Origin of the sequence: Bacillus sp. UNC322MFChir4.1, from assembly GCF_000746135.1 — a bacterium.
In the GTDB taxonomy this organism is placed as follows: domain Bacteria; phylum Bacillota; class Bacilli; order Bacillales; family Bacillaceae_G; genus Bacillus_A.
Map to the genome: position 1 here is coordinate 108,737 of NZ_JQKQ01000016.1, position 22,690 is coordinate 131,426.

Genomic DNA, 22,690 nt, shown 5'->3' on the forward strand with positions numbered 1-22,690 from the left:
TAATAGAAACAACGAAGAGCCGACTCTTAAGAGTTGGCTCTTATTACTGCCGTAGCTTTGAAACAAAGTCGTAACGTTTTATCTCATTGACCAATACATTCATACAGGTTTACTTTTGATAAAACCTAAACTTAAATCTGCTGAAAAAGAATCCATTTTAATTGGAAGATATTCAAACTATAGTGCTTCGTAAAAAATAATAAAAAGTACGCTTTATATTTTTTTCATTGTGGTAAAACAAAATATAGTCCCATCTTTATCTGACTGTAAAGTATATTTGATATTGAGCAGTCTAGATATATCCTCAATTATTTTTAATCCAAGTCCCGTACTTTGACCATTCATATCAAAACCAATTCCATTATCCCTAATAGAAACAACACTATTTTCAATCGTTACCACAAGTTTTTTAGCTTTTGAGTGTTGTAATGTATTCTGAAAAATGTTATCAAATAATCTTTGAAGCCACAAATCGTTGCTAGTCCATATCAAATCTTTCTGTATTGGATTATATACTAATTCGATATCATGCATACTATACAGATAACTCCATTTTTTAACCATCGTTTCTAATATATTATGTATATTCACATCATCATTTACAATATAAGAATTCTCTAATGCATCTGTAGATTGTAATTTCAATTCATTTGTTAATTCAGCTATATACTGTATTTGTTGATATAATGATTCTAGTACTTGTTTTTGGCCATTATATTGATCTTCTAAATAAAACAATTGTAATCTCATAGCTGTTAAAGGTGTATTAATATCATGCCTTAATTTATTTAAAAGTTCCTTTTTCATTTCCTCTTGCTGTTTCAGTTCTAATTCCCGATATGTAGTTCTTTCAATTAATAAATTTACTGATTTAATTAATTCTCCTATTTCATCTTCACTTTCCACATCTAATGTATTTGGAACCTTTTTATCGCTAGCTAAATGTCGAATTGTCTTATTTAATATATTTATTTTATTTAATAGCGAGTTAATTGTTTTCGAAAATAAAAAGGCTAACAATAATAGTGATACAAAAAAGATAACTAGCATTGTAGGATATGCAAATGATTCATGGAAAGGAATGTACTTATTCTTCGCCTTAAAGACACTATCATAAATTACTGACATAAGCACACTAATCAGTAGCAATAACATTGGCACGCTAATTATAGCGGAAAATAATAATAACTGGTATTTCTTCTTTAATTTCATTTTTTCATATAGGTATTTAGTCGATACCCTTCTCCATATATATTTTGAATAATTTCACCGGTTTGATCATGAATCTTCGTTCTAATTTTTTTAATGTGTACATTCACAATATTGGGATTTCTGTCTTCCAGTTGCCATAAATAATCAAAGAAATGTTCTTTCGTTAAAATTCTATCCCTATTTTCATATAAATAGAAAAATATTTTACGCTCAATCATAGTAAAAGCGATTTCATTATGTAAGTTAGTATTAAAAACCTTTTTATGTTCTGTATCTATAAATAAATGTTTAATTTGCGTAAACGTACCATATTGATTATCTAGCATTTTCTGCATTCTTAGTAACAGCTCTCTAGGATCAAAAGGCTTTACCATATAATCCTCCCCAATTGTCAAACCTTGGAGTTTGCTATCCATATCACTTCGAGCAGATAGAAAGATAACTGGAATATTTAACCCGAGACTTTTTATTTTCTTTGTAATTTGATAGCCATCTTCACCTGGCAACATAATATCCATTATGACTAAATCTATCTCATGGATGATTTCAGTAATATCTTTTCCTTCTTTCTTCCAACATACATTGTACCCTTCACGTTGCAAAATTTTTTGCAATAAATCACCAATCACCAAGTCATCTTCAACAATTAAAATGTTATATCCTTTCATCACGTAAAACCCTTCATTTTTTATCTTTCTTATTCATAAACTCCATTGTAAGATTGTAGATTTCATCTGGTTCGTATAAATAAATACTATGTGTACCATTAATTGTTCTAACTTCTGAATTTGAGAGTTGTTTAGCAAAATGCTTATAATCTTTATTCTTCTGTTTTGTAATTTTCGAGTTTTTATATTGTTCAGCAACCGCGTCTATAAACAAGATCGGTGTTTCTTTTGGGAACGGTAGATGAATTGATTTCTTTCCATTTTCATATACCTGTAAAAGCTCTTGCTCCATATCATCATTAAAGAATTGTTTAAATGCTAGTGCTTTATATACCTCTTTTTCCTGTTCAGTTAAAAAAGACTGTCGAATGACTTCAGGATTATAAGCTAAAGATGGTACCAATCTATGCAATCCTATTTTTGTAAAAATATTTATTCCTTTTACTTTTAGTGTATCAACTAGACTTCGTTTATATGTTGCATACTGCTGCGGCAGGCCAATATCTAAAGCTATGATTCCCTTTATCTCATTCGGATATTTTTGTGCCCAGTAGATAGCCTCTAGGCCTGATAAAGAGTGTGGCATTAATATATATGGTGGCTTATTTCCACTTTGAATAAGTGCTTTCCTAGTCTGTTCTAATATTACATCAATATCTCTGTTATCTTCAAAAGCATCGCTGTAACCATAACCCGCTCTTTCTACGACAGCTATTTTGTTCTCTTTTGAAAATTTGCTATACAAACTTTTCAATTCATAAACCGGAGCAGCTATCCCAGCACCAGACATAAATACATATGTATCCTCACCGCTTCCCTCATTATATACGTTCATTTTTTTGTTATTAAAATGAACTAACGTTCCCTTACTTTTAATTAACGCTGCTTCCTTGCTTAATTGGTAGTTATGGTATATACATACTGATACTGAAACAAGTAAAACAACCGCAATGAACGCAACAAATATATTTTTTAATACTTTAAACAATTTTCTCATAGAATTCTCCTTTCAAGCTATATTGAAAGGATACGAGATAAAAATAAATTTCTAATAAATTTTTATACCATTACTACTCCTTCACCGAGACAAAACTTTCTTTAGGTTATTCACCCTTATACCGTGACAATTTATTTTATTCTTTTAAATAAATAACTTTCATAAAAATGGATAAAGTGAAACTTTAATCAGTGGGGGGGTCTTCATCCCCCACTGATTATTAGTTGAACCAATCGGGCTTTTACGGGCAGTTTATCTCCCACCTAACTTCTTAAGAAAAGCGGAAGCGGCTCGTTCAGAATCGCAGGACGTTGGAGCCCCTGACAGAGAGGCGCTTTTTGCCTCGTCCGAGGGGGCGAAACGACCGGAGATTCTAGCCGCTAGGGCTGGACAATGCTTTCGTCGAATTTTGAGGTGGGAGTATTACTGCCCGTTAATGCGGGATAAAATCACATAGAAAAAGAGAACCTGTCGATAATGGGCTGTTGACAAAAAGAGGCAACGCAAAGCGCCCCCCCTTTTTTTTGTCAACAGCCCCGTTTAAGGAGACCTTTTTTCTATCTTTAACAGCAGCTTTCTCCTCCATGGAAGACTAATCCCACTTCTTCGCCTTCCCCTTCAAAATCAAGAGTAAGCTTATCTACTACATCTAAAACCTTTTTATCTATTGCAACCTCTAGTCCATTAACTGTTTGTACAATGTCGTCTTCTTCTACCATAGCTAATGACATTCCCCAACTTGGTCCACAACATCCAGCACCTTCAAATGAAAAACGTAATGTAGACACACCATGTGCTTTCATAACCTCTTCAATATATGCTTTTGCTCCATCTGTAATAATCATGATATTATCTCCTCTACTTTTAAACGGTTAAATGTTTTAATTTGTTATATCCAACAAGATCTTGTGCTTTCCAAGGAATCACTACATATTGTCCATTCGATCTTTTTTCTACTTCACGCATCCATTCTATTTCTGACATCGCTCTGCCATATAAAATAGGGTCTTTCGTATGCGTTGCATATAAACTTTGATTAACGACCCACCAGGTTGGTGTGATATTTGCTCGTTTTAAATCCTCTTGCAAACGACTTGCTTCAAACACTGGTGTAGCTTCTGCTAATGTTACAATCACAACACCTGTTTCTTTTGGATTGCGAAGACGTGGTAATAATTGTTTTACGGAAACTGGAACTTCGCCAGCTGAACGCTCAATTTCTTTATGATACGAATGTGCTGCATCAAGCAATAATAATGTATGTCCCGTTGGTGCTGTATCAATGACTACAATTTCATTACTTGCCTTTTCTACAATATCGGCAAACGCACGAAAGATCGCAATTTCTTCTGTACAAGGAGACCGTAAATCCTCTTCCAAATATGCTAATCCTTCCTCATCTAACAACTCACTTGATTGATTTAGAATTTCTTCTCGGTAATTTTCCACTTCAATTTTTGGATCAATACGGCTTACCCATAGGTTTCCATGTAAAGATTCATGGTGCATGACATAATCCAAGTGTGCTGCTGGATCAGTAGTAGTTAAATGTACCTTGTGTCCTTTTTCAACTAGACCAACCGCAATAGCAGATGCGACAGTCGTTTTTCCCACGCCACCTTTCCCCATCGTGAAAATAACACGTTGACCAGTTTTGTGTATATCCTCAATCAACTCTTTTAAAGGCGCTGTTTTCATATCTTCGGATTCTAATAACACTATATCGGTTATAGCATTATTCATAAATAGCTTGCGAAGATTTTCAATACCAGTAAGATTAAACGAAGCTAAAGGAACATCATAAGTTGGAACCCGCTTTAACTCATTTGGCATTTGTTCTAATGCCTTCGTTTGTCTCTCATAAAAAGCTTGAGATACTTCATCCCCTTTCACATGATTTTGCATCATCCCATTGATAAGTAGTACTTGATTCTGTACCCCAATTTCCCCAAGTTCTTTTGAAGCCCTTGCAGCTTCTTGTAATGGAGATATGTCCGGACGTGTTACTAACACTAATGTTGTTTGTTCTCCACTAGACAGTTTGGCAACTGTTTCTTCATACAGTTTTTTCTTCTCACTTAATCCAGCAAGTGGCCCAAGACAAGAAGCACCATGTGTACTTTCTTCTAAGAATCCACTCCATGCTGTTGGAAGTTGAAGAAGGCGCAACGTATGTCCTGTTGGTGCTGTATCAAAAATAATATGATCGTACTGTTTTGTTAGTTCTTTATTTGTTAATAAAGATGAAAACTCATCGAATGCTGCAATTTCAACCGTACATGCCCCTGAAAGCTGTTCTTCCATTTGATTAATAACCGCTTCTGGAAGTTTTTCACGATAAGGTCCTACAACCCGTTCTTTATACTGGATTGCTGCTGTTTCAGGGTCTAAATTAGCTACGAATAAATTATTTACACTTTGACTTTCTACTGGTTGATTCGTTAGTTCCATACCAAACACATCTTGTAAATTCGATGCTGGGTCTGTACTTACAAGCAATACACGCTTTCCTTTATCAGCTAATGTGATTGCGGTTGCACATGCAGTTGATGTTTTTCCCACACCACCTTTTCCCGTAAAGAATAGAAATGGTGTAAATTCCATTGTCTGTGGATTATATAAACGAGTCATGTCTATTCCTTCTTTCTCTTTACTTTTTCACGTTTAATCCTAAACGTACACGAGGCTTTTGACTTAACTCTTCTTCTGTTAATCCTGTTAATGCAACAAATTCATCATTTGATAAGTATTCTTTTTCTTTTACCACTTCACCATCAACAAGAGTAACAGGAAGCACTTCAGGACCTTTTTCCATTAACAATTTACTAATGATTTCATTTGATGCAAACGCATCTGGTTCACTTGCTAAATTATAGCGTGTGATATCAAATCCTTTATTTTTTAAATTGTTAACAGCCACAGACACTCGAATTAATTCTGGGTCTACACTTGGTCCACAAACACCTGTTGAACAACACATTGCCGGATCATAAATTTCAATTTTTTTCATTTTCTTTTCCCCCTATATACAAGAAGCCGAGAACTTCTTCTCGGCTATGTTTTTGATTACTCACCTGTTTCCGCAAATTTCTTAATGCGTGCACCAATCTCATCACGCACACGTTGAAACACTGACCAATCTTGCCCTGCTGGATCATCAAATCCCCAATGTTCATGTTTCACATGTGGAGGAATTGTCGGGCATATGTCTCTCGCATGTCCACATAATGTCACAACAAAGTCTGCTTTATTTAAAATGTCAAGGTCGATGATATCTGATGTTTGACCTATAATATCAATATTTACTTCATTCATTGCTTTAATTGCATTTGGATTCACGCCATGTGCTTCAATCCCTGCAGAGTAAACATTCCATGTATCACCCAAATACTTTTCCCCAAACCCTTCAGCTATCTGGCTACGACAAGAGTTACCTGTACACAAGAAATAGATTGTTTTCTTTGTCATGTCTGTTCATCTCCTATTATATCTTTTAGTTACAGCAGTTATCATCACAAGTAATTGCACCTTCAGGTAGGTCTACATGACGAATCACATCTTGAACCAATTCATAGTATTCACTTTCTGTATTCATGGAGTAATAAATCCATTGTCCACGTCTTTCTTCTGTTACAAGCCCTGCATCCTTTAGCTTGCGTACATGCTGACTAATAGAAGGTTGACTCATTTTAAATATATCTACAAAGTTACAAACACAATATTCTTGTTCATATACCATTCGCATCATCGCTAATCGCGTTTTATCTCCTAGCAATTTCAGGATACTTGATACCTTTTCCATTTCTAATATTGTTTTTTGCATATCTCAACCTCCTATTCTTAATAATAAGTATATAAGCATTCACTTATATGTTCAACTAAAAAATACTCATAAAACAAAAAAATATAAACAGAATCCTCTTTTCTCCTGCAGATTGTACATCCGTTTTCCAATAAGAAATTACACTTATTTTTTTCAAAAAATCCTCTTTCATTCAAAACACTTGAAAAATATATAACCAAACGCTAATATAAGTGTATACTTATATAAATGAACGATAATATATATCAAGGAGGAGAAGAAAGTGGAGAAAATCAGTAAAAACTTATCTTTTCTAGACCGCTATTTAACGTTGTGGATATTCCTAGCTATGGCATTAGGTGTATTCATTGGCTATGTATCACCTAATTTTGTTGATCATCTAAACTCTTTACAAGTAGGAACAACGTCTATTCCCATTGCCATAGGACTCATTATTATGATGTATCCACCACTAGCAAAAGTTCGCTACGAGGAAATGTGGCGCGTATTTAAAGGCTGGAAAGTGCTATTATTATCTTTATTTCAAAACTGGGTCATTGGACCAATTTTAATGTTCGTATTAGCAATCGTTTTTCTACAAGATTATCCAGAATATATGGTGGGTTTAATCATGATTGGTTTAGCTCGTTGTATTGCCATGGTTGTCGTATGGAATGATCTCGCACAAGGTGACCGTGAATACACTGCAGGTCTTGTTGCCTTTAATTCTATTTTTCAAATCTTACTGTACTCTGTATACACATATGTATTCGTCACAGTATTACCGAAATGGCTAGGTATGGAGAGCTTTGTTGTAGATATTTCAATGGGGGAAATCGCAAAAAGCGTGGGTATTTATCTCGGAATTCCTTTTGTTGCAGGTATGTTAACACGACTTACTTTTGTAAAAACAAAAGGACGTGAATGGTATGAGTCAACAATCGTTCCTCGTATTAGTCCATTAACGTTAATTGCATTACTTTTTACAATCATTGTGATGTTCTCTATTAAAGGCGAAATGATTGTTCAGCTACCAATGGATGTTGTACGAATTGCAATTCCATTACTTATTTACTTTATCTTAATGTTCTTTGTTTCGTTCTTCTTATCTAAGAAAATGGGAACAAGTTACCCTGTTGCAACTTCTTTATCATTCACAGCAGCAAGTAATAACTTTGAATTAGCTATCGCTGTTGCAGTTGGGGTATTTGGTATTCATTCAGGAGCAGCTTTTGCAGCAGTGATCGGTCCATTAGTAGAAGTGCCTGTTTTAATTGCACTTGTTAATGTTGCATTGAAACTACAAAAGAAATTTTCAAATACTACTGTAATCAAAGAGTAACAACAGGCTATTTACTTCAGTATCATTTAAATCATAATAACTCCAAGTACCCTGTGTTTCTTTAATTATCAAACGTCTTGTGAAATGAATAATATAACAAGTATGATAACAGCTACACAAAAAGAAAAATTTTATATTATCACCGTTAGATAACCTTGTTACTAATATAATGTGCTATATCCACCTCACTCCTTCAGCACGCATAATTTATCTGAAAATCTCTATTAAATTTGGAAATATCCTCTTTCATCGATTCACCTCAACTCCGCCCCCCCAAATATGATTCCCCCTTACACCGAGAGTGAAAAGGTTAGAATTTTCTTATTTAATAACGAAAGGATAAACCTTATGTATCATAGGGGCTCGTCCCCTCTAAAAAGGTTGGATGTCAATTTTTTTAACTTACATTTATATAAATTGATTTATAAACATTTTTCAGGATCGATTTCAATAAACTCCCATTGTCCTTTCGTATCCTTTTTATATTGCGCGGCCAAAATATCTGTGTCATTTGTTAGTTGAAAAAATACAAAGCGATATTTGTTCCCATCAGTTCCAATCACATCAATTTGTTTCGTATAGTCTTCTTGTTTTGTTGGAAGTCGTTCCTTTACAAGTTCACACCAATTTCCGAACATGATATCAACAACCGCCTCTGCATTATGTTGCCAAAGATGATAAGCAGCACATAAAAAGTCCTCACCATATAGGTCAATATCGGCAATTTTGTATGATTTACCTTCCTTTTCAATATAAATATAACCGTAATAATAAGCGAAATAAGTAATCCCTTTAGCTGAACCTTCAATTGTTTCAATTTCAAAGAAATAACGGCTTGCCTTTGGATATTTTTTATCTCGATGTAACGGTGCTAGTTTTATTAAATTGATATGTCCAATTCCTTCGAATGAACGAAAATAACTCTTATAGGAAACTCTTTTTTGATATTGACTTGTGAAAAAGTTATAAGCGATTGGATACGGAATTTTTGATAGTCCAACACTCCCGCAACCTCCCTTTTTATATTTCGTAAGATTTTCAGCTTCTCGTAAAACACTGAAATAATTTATAATTGTATTTTCCGGTGAATTCATAAGCGACGGTGGAAGAACGATTTGATAGTATTGTTTATCAATGAAGGAATCAAAAAATTGATAGTTAAATCGTTTATTCAGAACGGGAAAGCATGACGGCCGAAAGTACTTTTCTAAATTCTCTTCTCTATCATCACTTTGCCCGTTTCCTACTTTATATTTTTGTTTTTGAAACATGGCCCCCATAATAATTTCACATGTATTTAAGTTCTTCCTTTGTATAAATCGTTGAAAAAAAGCGAATTTCTTATCCTTTAAATGAAAGCCCTTCATAATTCCACTCCATCCTAAAAGCATATGTCTTTAAAATGTATGATTTCATTACACCTTTCATAAACGAAATCCCAAAAATCTTACATTGAGTTCAAAAAACATTGTTTACTTGTAAATATATTTTTTCAGTACTATACATAAAATTCCTAATATAATAGAATGAAAGAGAATGGAATTATTAGATACAGAAAGAAGGACATTTATGCGTAACAAATCATCACTCGTAACTTTATTTAAAAGATCTCTTATTATGTGTGTAGGAATTTCATGCATATGCGGAGCATCTATCGGGTCAAATCACATTGTAAAAGCTAGTACAGAGGATTCTTCACAAACTGTTCAACTAGTAAGTGAAATACAAACTGCATTAGCTCCAAAAGAGACCCCTCAACAATACAATGGTCAAGTTAGAAAAGTAGCATATCTTACTTTTGACGATGGACCTGGAAAATACACAGCTCAACTATTGGATACACTAAAGCAAAATGGTGCAAAAGCTACTTTTTTCCTTATTGGCTCAAACGTTAAAGAATATCCAAATTTAGTAAAACGCGAATTAGCAGAAGGTCACTATGTCGGCATGCATAGTATGTCACATGATTACACGAAGCTGTACAAGCAAGGCGGTTATGTGAACGAAATGAAAGAAGATCAAAAATTAATTTCTAATATTATTGGACAATCTCCAAAATTAACTCGTCCACCGTATGGTTCCATGCCAGGACTCAATGAAGCATTGCGAAATCAAGTCGCTGAAAATGATTTGCGCGTATGGGACTGGACGATCGATTCTTTAGATTGGAAATATAATAAAATGCCAGTGGATGCTGCTTCTGCTAAAATTGTAGAAAATGTAATTGCAGGTGCAAAAACAAACAGAGAGGTAATCTTGCTACATGATATTCACCCACAATCTGTTTCTGCCGTGTCTGCTATTATTAAAGGGCTAAAAGATAAGGGCTATGAGTTTGAAAGTTATAATGAAAACGAACATTTCGACTTAAACTTCTGGCATGATAAACGAATTTAACATGAATAAAAGGGCTGATTCTTATAAGAATCAGCCCTTTTCTAACGCGTTTTTAATCCGCTAGATCTATATTAATATGGAAATGTTGTAACTTATCAGGATTTAAAATAATATAAATAGATTTAATTTTAACCCCTTCAAATTCAAAACTCATTATAGCTTGTATTCCTGTACGATTTCTAATTACAATTCCAGGACAACCATTTACTTCTGTTTGCAACATAAAGTATTCTTCTTGATTCGTAAGAAATTTTGTTGCTAACGTAGTAAGAAGTTGTTTTACACGCACTGCACCATAAATAGGTTTAGCTGCAGCGGTTACTTTGCCGCCGCCATCTGCATAATAAGTGATATCTTCCCAAAGAATTTCCATCAACTGATTTGTATTTCCCTTTTGAATAGCGTTTATAAAACATGCGATGACTTGTTCATGATCTTCTTTTACACTTTCGACCGCAATTTTCTTTTCAAGTTCTGGAAGCGCCTTTTTTATTCTACTTAAGATTTTACGGCAATTTGCTTCTTTTTTTTGCACAATTTCAGCAATCGTTTCATAGTCATATTCCAAAATTTCACGGAGTATAAAAACAGCTCTTTCTATAGGATTCAATTGCTCAAATAATACAAGCAAAGCATATGACATATCATTTTTCATCATTATTTCCTGTAATGGATCTGTTTCTATTACTGCAATTGGTTCTGGTAGCCATGTTCCAACATAAAGTTCTCTTTTTTTCTTTGAAGATTTCAATAAGTCTAAGCAACGATTCGTAACCAATTTACACAGAAATGCTTTTATGTTTAAGCTGTGCTTCATTTCATATTCATTCAACTTTATAAACACATCTTGAATAATATCTTCTGCATCCGCAATACTGCCCGTCATTTTATAAGCAAGTGAGAAAAGGAGCGGTTTATAATCGGTATATAATTGACTAAGTTCAGCGTTTTCCATATAAATAGTCCTCACTTTCTATTTCAGTTAGACAAGCAAACTAGCTTGATCCCATGTTCTTTCTCGAATACGAGCACCCATTTTCCCTGATAAAATAAAGTCCAGTCCCCATTTTTGAATCCAAACGAAGCCATTATGAGGTCCAAGACTTATACAATATAATTTTACCGGGTACGCTTTGTGAGTGACAGAGTTACATATTCCATGTATCTCATTCTTTAAAATTTTACTCAACCTCGTCGCCTGCGGAATCGCTTCTTTACACGTCATTCCATCTACTTGATTCGTTTTTTTGTCAACAATCCTTGCACAATCTCCAATTGCATATATATGTGAATGTCCTTCTATACTGTACGTATTAGTGACTAATATTTGGTTCTCATTTGATAACGGAAGCTGAAATGATTGAATGATAGGATTCACTTTCACACCTGGTGTCCAAACACACTCACCCGCTGCATATGTTGTTCCGTTTGTACACAGTAATTGACCATTTTCAAATTTCATTACTTTCGTTTTACAGATGCATTTTATTCCGATCTTTTTAAGTTCATCTGTTAATCGTTCACTTACTTTTACTGGAACACCTCGTAATAAATGTTCTTTTGAATCAAACAAAATGACTTCTACCTCAGCTGGATTAAGGTCTGCCTTTTGAACTTCTTCTTTAAACCAAACACATATTTCTGCAGAAGTCTCAATACCAGTAATCCCTCCACCAACAATAGCAACGCGCAATAGTTCTCGTCTAACCTCTTTGTTTTCTTCCATTTTTGCTAATTGAATTAACGAAAGCAATTTTTGTCTTACTGTTGCAGCAGTCTGCACACTACTTAATGTTGTACCACCTAACGTACTGGGAATTTCTTGAATGACACTCCCTAAAGCAAATACAAGGTAATCATATTGCACGGTTCTTATTCTTTCATCTTCTAATTTTACCTCTATTTCTTTTTCAGAATGATTACACGCTATCGCTTCCCCTTTTATACATTCCATTCCATCTGTACAATACCTTTTTAATGGAACTTTTAAATCTGCAGCTTCAACAACTGACTTAAACAATAAGACCTTCCGAAAATGAAACGAGTTTTTATCAATTAACGTGATTTTCACTTCTTTTCCAAGTGAAGAACGTAATTCTTTTTTTAACCCGTTTAATAAATTAATACCAGCAAATCCTCCGCCTAAAATAATAATATGTTTCATCTTAATTCCCCCTTTCCCCTTAAAACGATTTAAGATCTTCATTTGTGACATATTGAAAGGGAAAATCAAAAAACTACCTGCTCCTTCAGTGAATATAGAAACAGGTAGTTTTTTATACATTTCATTTTAATTATTTATTTTACACAAACTACTTGACCCTTTGTCATTTGTACTAGTTCCTCAGGTGTCAGACGAAATATTGCTTTCGGATGCCCCGCAGCAACCCAAATCACATCATACTGCAAGAGATCTTCATCAATAAGTGTAATAATTGGCTCTGCATGTCCTAATGACGGAACACCTCCGATTACAAATCCAGTATGTTCACGTACAAAATCAGCATCAGCCTTTTTTAATTTTTCATGTAATTCGTTCACGATTTTCTTTTCATTAATCCGATTTATTCCACTAGCAACAATTAACAGTGGTCTATCGGAAGTTTCAAGTCTAAAAATAATCGATTTACCAATTTGCGCTACTTTACAGCCAATTGCCTCTGCTGCCTCTTGAGCAGTTCGTGCATTCTCTGGTAATTCGATTACTTGATTCGTATATCCTAGTTCTAATAATTTATTTTGTACTCGCTGCGCGCTCTCTTTTAAAGCTTTCATTGATTTCATTCCCTTCTATTTTCTAAAATATTTACTATCTATTCTTCCTAGAGCGCAAGGACTCCTCTTATTCGGCATCAACAAACACCTTTTTATGAAACAAAAAAACATCCCCTATATAAAGGGGATGTTAAATTTATTTAGCTTCTTTATACATAGCTTCTACTTGCTTTTGAAGCTCAACGTTTTCTAAATACTCATCATATGTCGATTGTTTATCAACTAAACCGCTTGGTGTTACTTCAATAATACGATTTGCGATTGTTTCAATAAACTGATGGTCATGTGAAGTGAATAAGATTGTTCCTTTAAACGCCATTAAACCATTGTTTAATGCTGTAATAGACTCAAGGTCTAAGTGGTTCGTTGGATCATCAAATGATAATACGTTTGCACCGCTTAACATCATTTTAGAAAGCATACAGCGTACTTTCTCTCCTCCAGAAAGAACAGAAACGTTTTTCTTTACTTCTTCACCAGAGAACAGCATACGGCCTAAGAATCCGCGTAAGAAGCTTTCAGACTCATCTTGTGGTGAGAATTGACGTAACCATTCAACTAAATTCATCTCGCTATTATCGAAGTACTCAGAGTTATCTCTTGGGAAGTACGCCTGAGATGTTGTAACGCCCCATTTAAATGAACCGCTATCTGGCTCCATCTCACCTGATAAAATTTTAAATAAAGTTGTAATTGCAATTTCATTACGACCAACAAATGCAATTTTATCACCTTTATTAACAGTGAAGTACACGTTATCTAATACTTTTTCACCATCAATTGTTTTAGAAAGACCTTCCACTGATAACAAATCATTCCCTACTTCACGCTCTGGTGTAAAGCCAACGAACGGATAACGACGAGAAGATGGTCTAATATCATCTAATGTAATTTTGTCTAATAATTTTTTACGAGAAGTAGCTTGTTTCGCTTTTGAAGCGTTCGAGCTGAAACGAGCAATAAAGTTTTGTAACTCTTTTACTTTCTCTTCTTTTTTCTTATTCGCATCTTGTGTTAATTTTAACGCTAATTGACTAGATTCATACCAGAAATCATAGTTACCAACATAAAGTTGAATTTTACCAAAATCAAGATCCGCCATATGCGTACACACTTTATTTAAGAAGTGACGGTCATGGGATACAACGATTACTGTATTTTCAAAGTTCATTAAGAAGTTTTCTAACCATTGAATTGCTTTTAAGTCTAAATGGTTCGTAGGCTCATCTAGTAATAAAATATCCGGTTGACCAAATAGTGCTTGTGCAAGTAATACTTTTACTTTCTCCGCCCCTGTTAACTCAGACATTTTTTTCGCATGAAGGTCTTCACCGATGCCTAGTCCTTTTAGAAGAATTGCAGCTTCTGATTCTGCTTCCCAACCGTTTAACTCAGCAAATTCACCTTCTAGCTCAGCTGCGCGCATACCGTCTTCATCGCTGAAATCTTCTTTCATGTAAATCGCATTCTTTTCTTGCATTACTGCATAAAGACGTGTGTGTCCCATAATTACTGTTTCTAATACTGGGAATTCTTCATATTCAAAGTGGTTCTGTTTTAAAACAGCTAAACGCTCACCTGGTGTAATATGCACATCTCCAGTTGATGGATCAATTTCACCAGATAAAATTTTTAAAAATGTAGACTTACCAGCACCATTTGCTCCGATTAAACCATAACAGTTACCTGGTGTAAATTTTATGTTAACATCATCAAAAAGCTTACGATCTGCAAAACGTAAACTTACGTTACTTACTGTAATCATTTAGTTCCTCCTATTAATACCGCTGTTTTTTAACGAATTTTATCTAAAACACTCTTAACCTATATCTTACGACTCACGTATTTTAGGATATAGCCATTATATAGTAGCAAACATACATAGAGCAAGGAAAGTTTGTTAATTATATCCTAACATTTCATTTCTTCTCTATTTATCACCATAACAAACTTAATAATCTATAGATTATGTAAAGACTTTGATTTGTGTTGCAATCTCCCCAAATGATACCTATCCTTATATGAAGTTCATGTTCCTCAGACCGGAGATTTACCGCTGACTTCCTTCAGATTTCGCGTCACCACGGACACCATTGTTTAAGCTAATCGCTATAACTCCCCTCACGATTGACACATGCCGAGCTCAGATATCGGTTTTTCGACGTACGATGAATTATAGTATTTAGTAACAATCGCATAAAATGAGATGCATTTAGCTGAATTGATCTATTCTTTAACGAACTTTTCAACAGAACCCCTCAGCTACTACCAAGTCTTCAAGAACATTTAATTCTTCCATAGACAATCTAAAATTCCGATACTCTATAAAAAAATACCGGATCTTTATACTATTATGGAGTCATTTATGAAATATAAAATGGCTCTATTAGCTTTGTAAGTATTTAACTGTTTACAAATTCTCCACCATTCACGTGCAGAATTTGTCCTGATATGTAAGATGCATCATCAGATGCCAAGAATACATAAGCGGGTGCTACTTCAAACGGTTGGCCAGCTCGCTTCATAGGTACATGGTCTCCAAATGTGGCAAGCCATTCTGGGGGTAAGGAAGATGGAATTAATGGAGTCCAAATTGGTCCTGGGGCAACACCATTAACTCGAATCCCTTGCGAAGCCAGTGACAATGACAAAGAACGTGTAAATGAAACAACGGCTCCTTTAGATGCTGCGTAGTCAATTGCATCTTGATCTCCATCATAGGCACTAAGGGATGTTGTATTTATTATGGAGCTCCCTGAATTCATGTACGGTAAAGCAGCTTTCGTTAAAATAAACTGTGAAAAAACATTTGTGTGAAAGGTGCTTGCCCGTTGATTTGAATCTACATCAAGTAGACTATTCCTTATGTATAGTACACCAGCATTATTAACCAAAATATCAATACGACCAAATTGCTGAATCGTTCGCATTACAACTTGTTGGCAATGCTGCTCATACCCAATATCACCTGGAATGCTAATACAACTACGACCATACTTTTTGACATAGAACTCTGTTTCTTTTGCATCACTGTGTTCATTTAGGTATGAAATTACAATGTCCGCACCCTCTTTCGCGAAGGCTACAGCGACAGCTCTTCCAATTCCGCTATCCCCACCAGTTATAAGCGCTACCTTATTTATAAGCTTACCGGCTGGTTTGTAATTTGGGTTATCAAATATAGGTCTGGGGATCATTAATGATTCAATGCCAGGTTTACTTTGTTGTTGAGGCGGAAAACCCATGACATACACCCCTCTCGGCATTTTTCTATAATTTATTTTGATATTCAGGGAAATATATCCTTTTTAAAAAATTAAATAGAGGAAGTGAGGGCGTAAATTAGGATTTTTAACATTGTAAATCCGTATTTTTTGCTTGAAATAAAACAAAAGACAATCCTGCCGAGATACAGATAAGTACAGCGCCAAATATATACACCATTCTAATACCTAAATATTCAGCTATAACTCCGACTATAAAAATAGAAATACTCGAAACCGTTGACAATAGAACGTCGCGAGAAGCATATACTTTCGGAAGTAATGGCACATCTATGTTTGTTTGAAATGCAGTTTGCTGTGCTACATCCCGTATTTGATATGCTGGTCCCATCGCAATGCAGAGTATCAGTGATAAGACAGGTATACTACTCAGCCCATATAATAAAGTAAGAACGCTGAATAAAAAAGAGCCAGCTGCCATACTGATTATAAGATTTTTTTGAATCTTTTTCGCTAGGTATATCGTTATAAGTCCTCCTGCAATTGTACCGATATAATAACTAGCATTTATATAGCCCCACCATTGTTCTCCTTTGTGGAGTATTTCTTTTACATAAACCAATGTAATCGCCCCAACCCAAATTTGACCTGCAATTCCTTCGATTACATCCATTAATGTAACTAATCGTAAGGTTGAGTTACTCCAAATATGAATCCAACCTTCCTTCATAAGTGTCCATTTAGATGCCCCTTCATTTTCTCTTATCTCATTGTACAGAGAGCGAATGGCTATGTATAAACAAACGATAGAAATCCATAACAAGATAGTCGTTATTAGTAAAGTAGGAGTATATCCTATTTTTACGACAAAAAATCCTGTCAGCGTATAGCCACCAATTTGTACCGCTTGATTGGAAATCGAAAACAAGCTATTAACTTTTACAAGTTCTTCTTTTAAAACGATTTGGGGAACGATAGAGTTCAACAAGGGATTCCCCCATCCTTCAACAAAAGAAAGTATCATTATGTAAGTGAATAAAATATAAGTATGAGAAGTTAAGAATGTAAACCCTAATAATAATAAAGTAATCAAGATACCCTTCGTTATTTGCAAATTTACAAGTGCTTTTGACGTAGAAATATTTTGTAGAATGAGCGGTGCTGACAAACCAGCTAGTAATCTTGTAAGAGCCTTCAAAAAGGGAAATAAAGAAGCAAATAATACGGATTCCGTTTTCTGATAAATAAAAGTTGTAATGACCATAATATATACGACATCAGCTAATGAGATGGTTGTTTGAGCGATCCAGAACGAATAAAATCTATAATTTTTCATATTCACCTCCAGATAAGAAATATATTTTAATTGAAATTATTATAAAATAAATATTATTAAAAATAAATAGACTTTTGATGTTTGATACAAATATTCAAAAGTCTAAGCTATTTGATTTATACATAACACTTTTCAGAAATGAATGATAAACAATTGAATGGCTATTCTAGATTTGATATCACTTCTTAAAGACCTAAATTGTAAAACTCCTTAATAAATATAGGTATATACATATTAGCCATAACTAAAGTAAGCGTTAAAGTGTTCCCACCTACCAATTGAATCAGTTCCATGTCATAATCTCCTTACGTACAAGACGGAAAGGAGATTTTTTATAGCTAAAATAGATCAATCAATAGCGTGGAAGAATCGAGTGGACGCTTATCGTTCCAGTGGTTTAAGCATCCGAAGCTCGTAAGAAAAAGAAAGATGTGTATTTATGTCTTAATGCATTCACTTTTGCTGTTGGTTATGATTGGTAAGAACATTCTCCATTAATAATTCGTAGGAAAGAGATAAACATTAGAAAAACTGTCAATAAATATTCATGTAAACCCTCTAAAAAAGTCTTACAATCAAAGCAGAGAGACTTTGGAACGGGAGGCACTAGTCATGAATCGAATTGAACGTGAAGAAAAAACAATTAGCATTATGATTGATATGTATTGTAAAAACGAACATGAACAAGATACTATATGTGAAGAATGTCATAAGTTAAAAGAATATGCTTATTTTCGTTTATCAAAATGTCCATTTCAAGAGAAGAAGCCAGCATGTCAAAATTGCAAAATTCATTGTTATAAACCAGATATGAAAGATTTCGTTAAGGATGTTATGAAAAAGAGCGGACCGAAAATGATTTTAAAACATCCATATTTCGCGGTCATGCATGTTGTTGACACAATGAAGAAGGCTCCTGACTTACCGAAAAGAAAAAAGAGCTAAAAGAAAAAGCGGGTCGTCTAACTGGGATTATCCCCTTTAGGTAGACAGTAAAAAAAGAGTCCATCAGGTATGGTGGACTCAGTACTGTTTTACCTAAAGGGGATTTTTTATGGCGAAAAAAGGACAAACATTTCAAACATATACAGAAGAATTAAAACAAGAAGCAGTTCGTCTTCGGTTAGAGGAAGGATGATCATTACGAGAAATTCGTGAATTACTTGAAGTAAAAAGTGATAAGAGATTAATTAATTTTTGGCTTTGTTAAAGAACAATGTTGATAGTATGCTATATTCTGCATTAATAACATAAGTTTTCATTAAAATACTTCAAGCACTCTTTAATCCCCTCATATTCATCCATATTTTGGTTAATAAATATTACAAATCGTTCTATTTTCTCATTTATAATGCACTCGATAGCCTGTGGTACATATTTTTGATTTTCCATTTGATAGGCGAGACTACATAATACACACACTATATTCGTTAATAATGCCCACTTATACGATTCTTCCTCTGTTATACCCTTCAAGTAACCAAATTCAACTATATCGTATCCATCCTGTGAATCTACAGTTTCGTATATATCATCAGCAGTAATTTCATTATTTGTTATCCATTCTTTACATATACCAATTACCCGTTGTCCTTCTTTGTACAACTCTTTATTCTTTACAATATCCTCATAGGCATGTAAGAGACTTTCTGCATTAGTTAATAACGTATCATATTGCTCCACTAAATTCATATTGTTATTCCACCTCTCTCTATTTATGATGTGTTTAATAATATTTCAGGTAGGTTTTGAATATCAACATTCACCCTTAACAGAGCCTTTATTTTAAAAATTCAACCAAGCATAACCCCGTTCTAAATTTAGGATGGACTTAAAATATAGTTATTTAACTTTTACTCTGTTCTTGAACTTATACACCTTTTTACTTTAAGAAGGAAAATATTCCATAGGTTCTGTACAATGGATGTACCCATTTTTCTTATAATAATTAATGCTATCATCACTTGGCCACACAATGATAAATTCGTAGCTATTTTCTTTCGTCCACTCATTTATTGTTGTAAGGAGCTTACTTCCAATACCTTTATTTCTATATTCTTTAATAGTAAATACGTTTGTCATATAAGCAAATGGATGTGTTATTCTACCAGGGCGGGGTACTTTTTGTATTAATGTTATATATATGTGTGATACAATTTTTCCATTTTCCTCCGCAACCCAAATATACCATTGATCACTATTAAGGGCATTCTCTAAAAAAGATTGACATTCCTTTTCAAAATCATTGAATGATTACCCCTCGTTTATTTTAAATGTAACACTCTTACGAATAGAGCCATTTTAATGAACATAAAAAGCGCTACTTTCAAATAGCGCTTTTTTTATGTTCTTTCCCAATAAATAATTAAAAGAAATCATAAATAAATGGTTGCGGGGAAGGAATCAATTTTCCAAATTGTTTTATGTCTTTTTCCGTTCCTGAAATGTTACCAATTTGATATAATTCCCATGGGCTTTTATAACCGAACAGTGCTGTAGACAGAGCATTGATGTTTACATGTATTCCCTTCCCCTTAAACACTGAAGCATCCTCTTCATTTACGATTACTGCTTCTTTCTCTCGTAAAACTACCGTTTGATTATTCCAATGTGCAAATGAATCAGAAATATGTAAAATAACCTCTTCTTCGTTATTCTCCCAAGCAAATGGATATTGCTTAATAAAACGTTCAACATCAACGATTCTAACCATAAAGTACGGTTTTATTTCCGCTTTAATGCGCGGCTCTTGTAGTGAAAATAACAATGGTTCTTTTTCATGAACAATCATCTCAAGTTCTTGAATCATTGAATCATGTTGGCAAATGAAATTCCATAAACCAGTTCTAGCTTCGCTGTTTAATGGCACAAATTCTTCTACTTTCATCTTAGAGCTTTCTACTTTATACAAAATATACCCCATCGGCTCATTTGCTTCATTATAATAAACGGCTGCATTTAGATCACCATAGACAAAATTTAACCAAATATCCCGAGTTCGAACTAACATACCAGAATATTTCTTTGCAAATTGCTCATATACGATTTCAATCTCTTTCAAATGAGAGTCCTTCTTACATCGTTTCATGCTTCCTGATACGTGTTCTTTCATAATTAAATCTGCTTTTGTTAATGAACATACAAGGCGATTCGCAAACAGCTCCCATCCATACTTCCTGTAAAAAGAAACAGAAAATGGATGTAGCATGGAAACGCTATAACCGTCTTGTTTCATCGTTTCTAAAACATATGTTAATAATTTTTTCACATAACCGTTTCGTCTAAATTCTGGGTATGTAGCCACGCCTGCAATCCCGCCCATTTTGAACTTTTCTTCACCTAAAAATATTTCAAACGGGATTAGGTGTAATTTTGCGGCAAGTTCTTTTTCTTCTAATATCCCAAAAATTTGGTGATATTTTTTCATAAGCTGAAGACGATTTTCAATTTGATCTTCTGCTACTTTATATTGAAAGGCATATTCAGATATTCGAATTGCTTCCCGGTATTGTTCTTCTACTAATTGAATTACTTCCATGCTCCCATTCCCCCTCTAGCGCCTTTCGTAACTGCACATTAAAATATAACACAATAATCAAAAAATACAAAATTCACACAAAAAAACCCGATAGATTTTATGCAATCTATCGGGTTTCTAACCTCAATTTCTCAATCTCTTCAAAAAACCTTGGATATGATACGCCAACTGCTTCCGCATCTTGAATCAATGTCTCTCCCTCAGCAATACAACCAGCTATTGCAAGCATCATTCCAATTCGATGATCTCCATGACTATTTACAGTATTCCCCTTCAGTAGTGTTTTCCCATAAATAATCATCCCATCATCCGTCGCTTCTATACGTGCCCCTAGTTTTGTTAGTTCTTCTACAACTGTATCAATTCGATTCGTTTCCTTTACCTTTAGCTCATGGGCATCTTTAATAATCGTTATCCCATCTGCTTGCGTTGCTGCAAGAGCGATAATTGGAATTTCATCAATTAATCTCGGAATCATATCGCCGCCAATCTCAATTCCTTTTAACCTTGATGTTTCAATTGTAAGATTAGCAGCTGGTTCCGCAGCATCTCTATCACATTGTTCAATTGTTAATTTTGCTCCCATTTTTGTTAGAACATCAATAATTCCTGTTCTTGTTGGATTGATTCCAACATTTTGCAGTATAAGCTTACTATTTGGAGTAATCGCTCCACCTACTAAGAAAAACGCAGCCGATGAAATATCTCCCGGTACATGAATGTTCGTTCCTGTTAGCTGTTGTCCGCCTTCTATTGAAACTTTTGTTCCCTCTCTCTTCACTTGGACACCAAACGCTTGAAGCATTCGTTCTGTATGATCCCTTGATACATAAGGTTCTGTAACACTTGTTACACCTTTTGCTCTTAGACCTGCTAATAAAATAGCAGATTTCACCTGTGCACTTGCGACAGGCGAAAGATAATCGATTGCTTGAAGATTACCTCCTCGTATCGTTAAAGGTGTATATGTACCGTCTTCTCGTCCATCAATTGTTGCACCCATTAGGCTAAGCGGTTTTGTAACTCGTTTCATTGGTCGTTTTCCGATAGAATGATCACCTTGTAAGCATAAGTGAAGGTTTGTATTCGCTAATATGCCAAGTAATAAACGAATCGTCGTACCAGAATTCCCAACATTCAGTACATTCTCCGCTTCTTGTAAACCTTCCATTCCTTTTCCAATCACTTCTACTTCATCTCCGTTTTGCGTGATCGATACCCCCATCTCACGAAAACAAGAGATCGTGCTTAAACAGTCTGCTCCTGGCAAAAAGCCCTTAATCGTTGTTTTTCCATGAGCGATTGCGCCAAATATGACAGAACGATGTGAAATTGATTTATCGCCTGGAATAACAATCGTTCCTCGCAACCCTTCTCTAGCTGGCTGGACAATTTTCAT

Annotated in this window: 21 protein-coding genes and 3 pseudogenes; 4 read left to right on the top strand and 20 right to left on the bottom strand. The window is 34.5% G+C overall.

All coding sequences use genetic code 11. The features are described from left to right. Positions 1-213: 213 nt before the first annotated feature. The 8 genes from BR72_RS09405 to BR72_RS09440 all read right to left on the bottom strand — a co-directional run bounded on the left by BR72_RS09405 (position 214) and on the right by BR72_RS09440 (position 6,700). Complete coding sequence (locus BR72_RS09405; RefSeq protein WP_035432306.1) at positions 214-1,212, bottom strand: sensor histidine kinase; 999 nt, start codon at positions 1,210-1,212, stop codon at positions 214-216. After that, positions 1,209-1,880 carry a response regulator transcription factor gene (locus BR72_RS09410; RefSeq protein WP_035432308.1) on the bottom strand — a complete coding sequence of 224 codons (672 nt, stop codon included), beginning with the start codon at positions 1,878-1,880 and terminating at the stop codon, positions 1,209-1,211. Before BR72_RS09410 ends, BR72_RS09405 begins: the two co-directional genes overlap by 4 nt. A gap of 13 nt (positions 1,881-1,893) precedes the next feature. After that, the gene (locus tag BR72_RS09415) at positions 1,894-2,877 is read right to left on the bottom strand and encodes an alpha/beta fold hydrolase domain-containing protein (RefSeq protein ID WP_035432309.1); all 984 of its coding nucleotides are present in this window, start codon (positions 2,875-2,877) and stop codon (positions 1,894-1,896) included. 563 nt (positions 2,878-3,440) lie between these two features. Beyond that, the gene (locus BR72_RS09420; protein ID WP_035432310.1) at positions 3,441-3,722 is read right to left on the bottom strand and encodes a HesB/IscA family protein; all 282 of its coding nucleotides are present in this window, start codon (positions 3,720-3,722) and stop codon (positions 3,441-3,443) included. 19 nt (positions 3,723-3,741) lie between these two features. Continuing rightward, positions 3,742-5,508: an arsenical pump-driving ATPase gene (arsA, locus tag BR72_RS09425; RefSeq protein WP_035432311.1), complete on the bottom strand. Its 1,767-nt coding sequence runs from the start codon at positions 5,506-5,508 to the stop codon at positions 3,742-3,744. Positions 5,509-5,527: 19 nt separating this feature from the next. Beyond that, on the bottom strand, positions 5,528-5,887 hold the full coding sequence (gene arsD / locus BR72_RS09430; protein ID WP_035432312.1) for an arsenite efflux transporter metallochaperone ArsD: 360 nt from the start codon (positions 5,885-5,887) through the stop codon (positions 5,528-5,530). 56 nt (positions 5,888-5,943) lie between these two features. After that, positions 5,944-6,345, bottom strand: a complete 402-nt coding sequence (gene arsC, locus BR72_RS09435) for an arsenate reductase (thioredoxin) (RefSeq protein ID WP_035432313.1) — start codon at positions 6,343-6,345, stop codon at positions 5,944-5,946. 25 nt (positions 6,346-6,370) lie between these two features. Further along, a complete protein-coding gene (locus BR72_RS09440; RefSeq protein ID WP_035432315.1) occupies positions 6,371-6,700 on the bottom strand; it encodes an ArsR/SmtB family transcription factor in 330 nt (109 codons plus the stop codon). Positions 6,701-6,971: 271 nt separating this feature from the next. Here BR72_RS09440 and arsB point away from each other — a divergent pair, with 271 nt between their 5' ends. After that, positions 6,972-8,021, top strand: a complete 1,050-nt coding sequence (arsB, locus tag BR72_RS09445) for an ACR3 family arsenite efflux transporter (protein WP_256217070.1) — start codon at positions 6,972-6,974, stop codon at positions 8,019-8,021. Here arsB and BR72_RS27060 read toward each other — a convergent pair. Together BR72_RS27060 and BR72_RS09450 are read right to left on the bottom strand one after the other, a co-directional pair. Further along, positions 7,995-8,093 (bottom strand): annotated as a pseudogene (locus BR72_RS27060) (hypothetical protein); the annotation flags it as partial. The gene arsB and the pseudogene BR72_RS27060 overlap by 27 nt on opposite strands. Positions 8,094-8,443: 350 nt before the next feature. Then, positions 8,444-9,292, bottom strand: a complete 849-nt coding sequence (locus tag BR72_RS09450; protein WP_051957281.1) for a hypothetical protein — start codon at positions 9,290-9,292, stop codon at positions 8,444-8,446. A 298-nt stretch (positions 9,293-9,590) separates the two neighbouring features. Between BR72_RS09450 and BR72_RS09455 the strand changes: the two genes are divergently transcribed. After that, complete coding sequence (locus BR72_RS09455; protein WP_035432320.1) at positions 9,591-10,418, top strand: peptidoglycan-N-acetylglucosamine deacetylase; 828 nt, start codon at positions 9,591-9,593, stop codon at positions 10,416-10,418. Between the two features lie 52 nt (positions 10,419-10,470). On the opposite strand, the gene BR72_RS09460 is transcribed toward BR72_RS09455, so the two are convergent. From BR72_RS09460 to BR72_RS09485, 6 genes are all read right to left on the bottom strand, one after another. Then, positions 10,471-11,373: an RNA polymerase sigma-70 factor gene (locus BR72_RS09460; protein ID WP_035432323.1), complete on the bottom strand. Its 903-nt coding sequence runs from the start codon at positions 11,371-11,373 to the stop codon at positions 10,471-10,473. Positions 11,374-11,400: 27 nt separating this feature from the next. Continuing rightward, positions 11,401-12,582: an NAD(P)/FAD-dependent oxidoreductase gene (locus tag BR72_RS09465; RefSeq protein ID WP_035432325.1), complete on the bottom strand. Its 1,182-nt coding sequence runs from the start codon at positions 12,580-12,582 to the stop codon at positions 11,401-11,403. A 134-nt stretch (positions 12,583-12,716) separates the two neighbouring features. Beyond that, on the bottom strand, positions 12,717-13,193 hold the full coding sequence (locus BR72_RS09470) for a YbaK/EbsC family protein (protein WP_035432327.1): 477 nt from the start codon (positions 13,191-13,193) through the stop codon (positions 12,717-12,719). A gap of 136 nt (positions 13,194-13,329) precedes the next feature. Further along, positions 13,330-14,958, bottom strand: coding sequence for an ABC-F family ATP-binding cassette domain-containing protein (locus tag BR72_RS09475; protein WP_035432329.1), 1,629 nt, complete (start codon positions 14,956-14,958; stop codon positions 13,330-13,332). A gap of 637 nt (positions 14,959-15,595) precedes the next feature. Next, positions 15,596-16,438, bottom strand: coding sequence for an SDR family oxidoreductase (locus tag BR72_RS09480; RefSeq protein WP_081904843.1), 843 nt, complete (start codon positions 16,436-16,438; stop codon positions 15,596-15,598). Between the two features lie 106 nt (positions 16,439-16,544). Further along, positions 16,545-17,753 carry an MFS transporter gene (locus tag BR72_RS09485; RefSeq protein WP_035432333.1) on the bottom strand — a complete coding sequence of 403 codons (1,209 nt, stop codon included), beginning with the start codon at positions 17,751-17,753 and terminating at the stop codon, positions 16,545-16,547. 591 nt (positions 17,754-18,344) lie between these two features. Here BR72_RS09485 and BR72_RS09490 point away from each other — a divergent pair. Both BR72_RS09490 and BR72_RS27640 read left to right on the top strand, forming a co-directional pair. Next, positions 18,345-18,698, top strand: a complete 354-nt coding sequence (locus tag BR72_RS09490; RefSeq protein WP_256217067.1) for a nitrous oxide-stimulated promoter family protein — start codon at positions 18,345-18,347, stop codon at positions 18,696-18,698. A 109-nt stretch (positions 18,699-18,807) separates the two neighbouring features. Next, positions 18,808-18,951: pseudogene (locus BR72_RS27640) on the top strand (IS3-like element ISBth8 family transposase); the annotation flags it as partial. Positions 18,952-18,995: 44 nt separating this feature from the next. On the opposite strand, the gene BR72_RS09495 reads toward BR72_RS27640, so the two are convergent. The 4 genes and pseudogenes from BR72_RS09495 to aroA all read right to left on the bottom strand — a co-directional run bounded on the left by BR72_RS09495 (position 18,996) and on the right by aroA (position 22,690). Continuing rightward, the gene (locus BR72_RS09495) at positions 18,996-19,445 is read right to left on the bottom strand and encodes an Imm6 family immunity protein (protein WP_035432338.1); all 450 of its coding nucleotides are present in this window, start codon (positions 19,443-19,445) and stop codon (positions 18,996-18,998) included. A gap of 195 nt (positions 19,446-19,640) precedes the next feature. Next, positions 19,641-19,970, bottom strand: a pseudogene (locus BR72_RS09500) (GNAT family N-acetyltransferase); the annotation flags it as partial. Positions 19,971-20,118: 148 nt separating this feature from the next. Continuing rightward, a complete protein-coding gene (locus BR72_RS09505) occupies positions 20,119-21,291 on the bottom strand; it encodes a GNAT family N-acetyltransferase (protein WP_035432340.1) in 1,173 nt (390 codons plus the stop codon). Between the two features lie 106 nt (positions 21,292-21,397). Continuing rightward, complete coding sequence (gene aroA, locus BR72_RS09510; RefSeq protein WP_035432341.1) at positions 21,398-22,690, bottom strand: 3-phosphoshikimate 1-carboxyvinyltransferase; 1,293 nt, start codon at positions 22,688-22,690, stop codon at positions 21,398-21,400.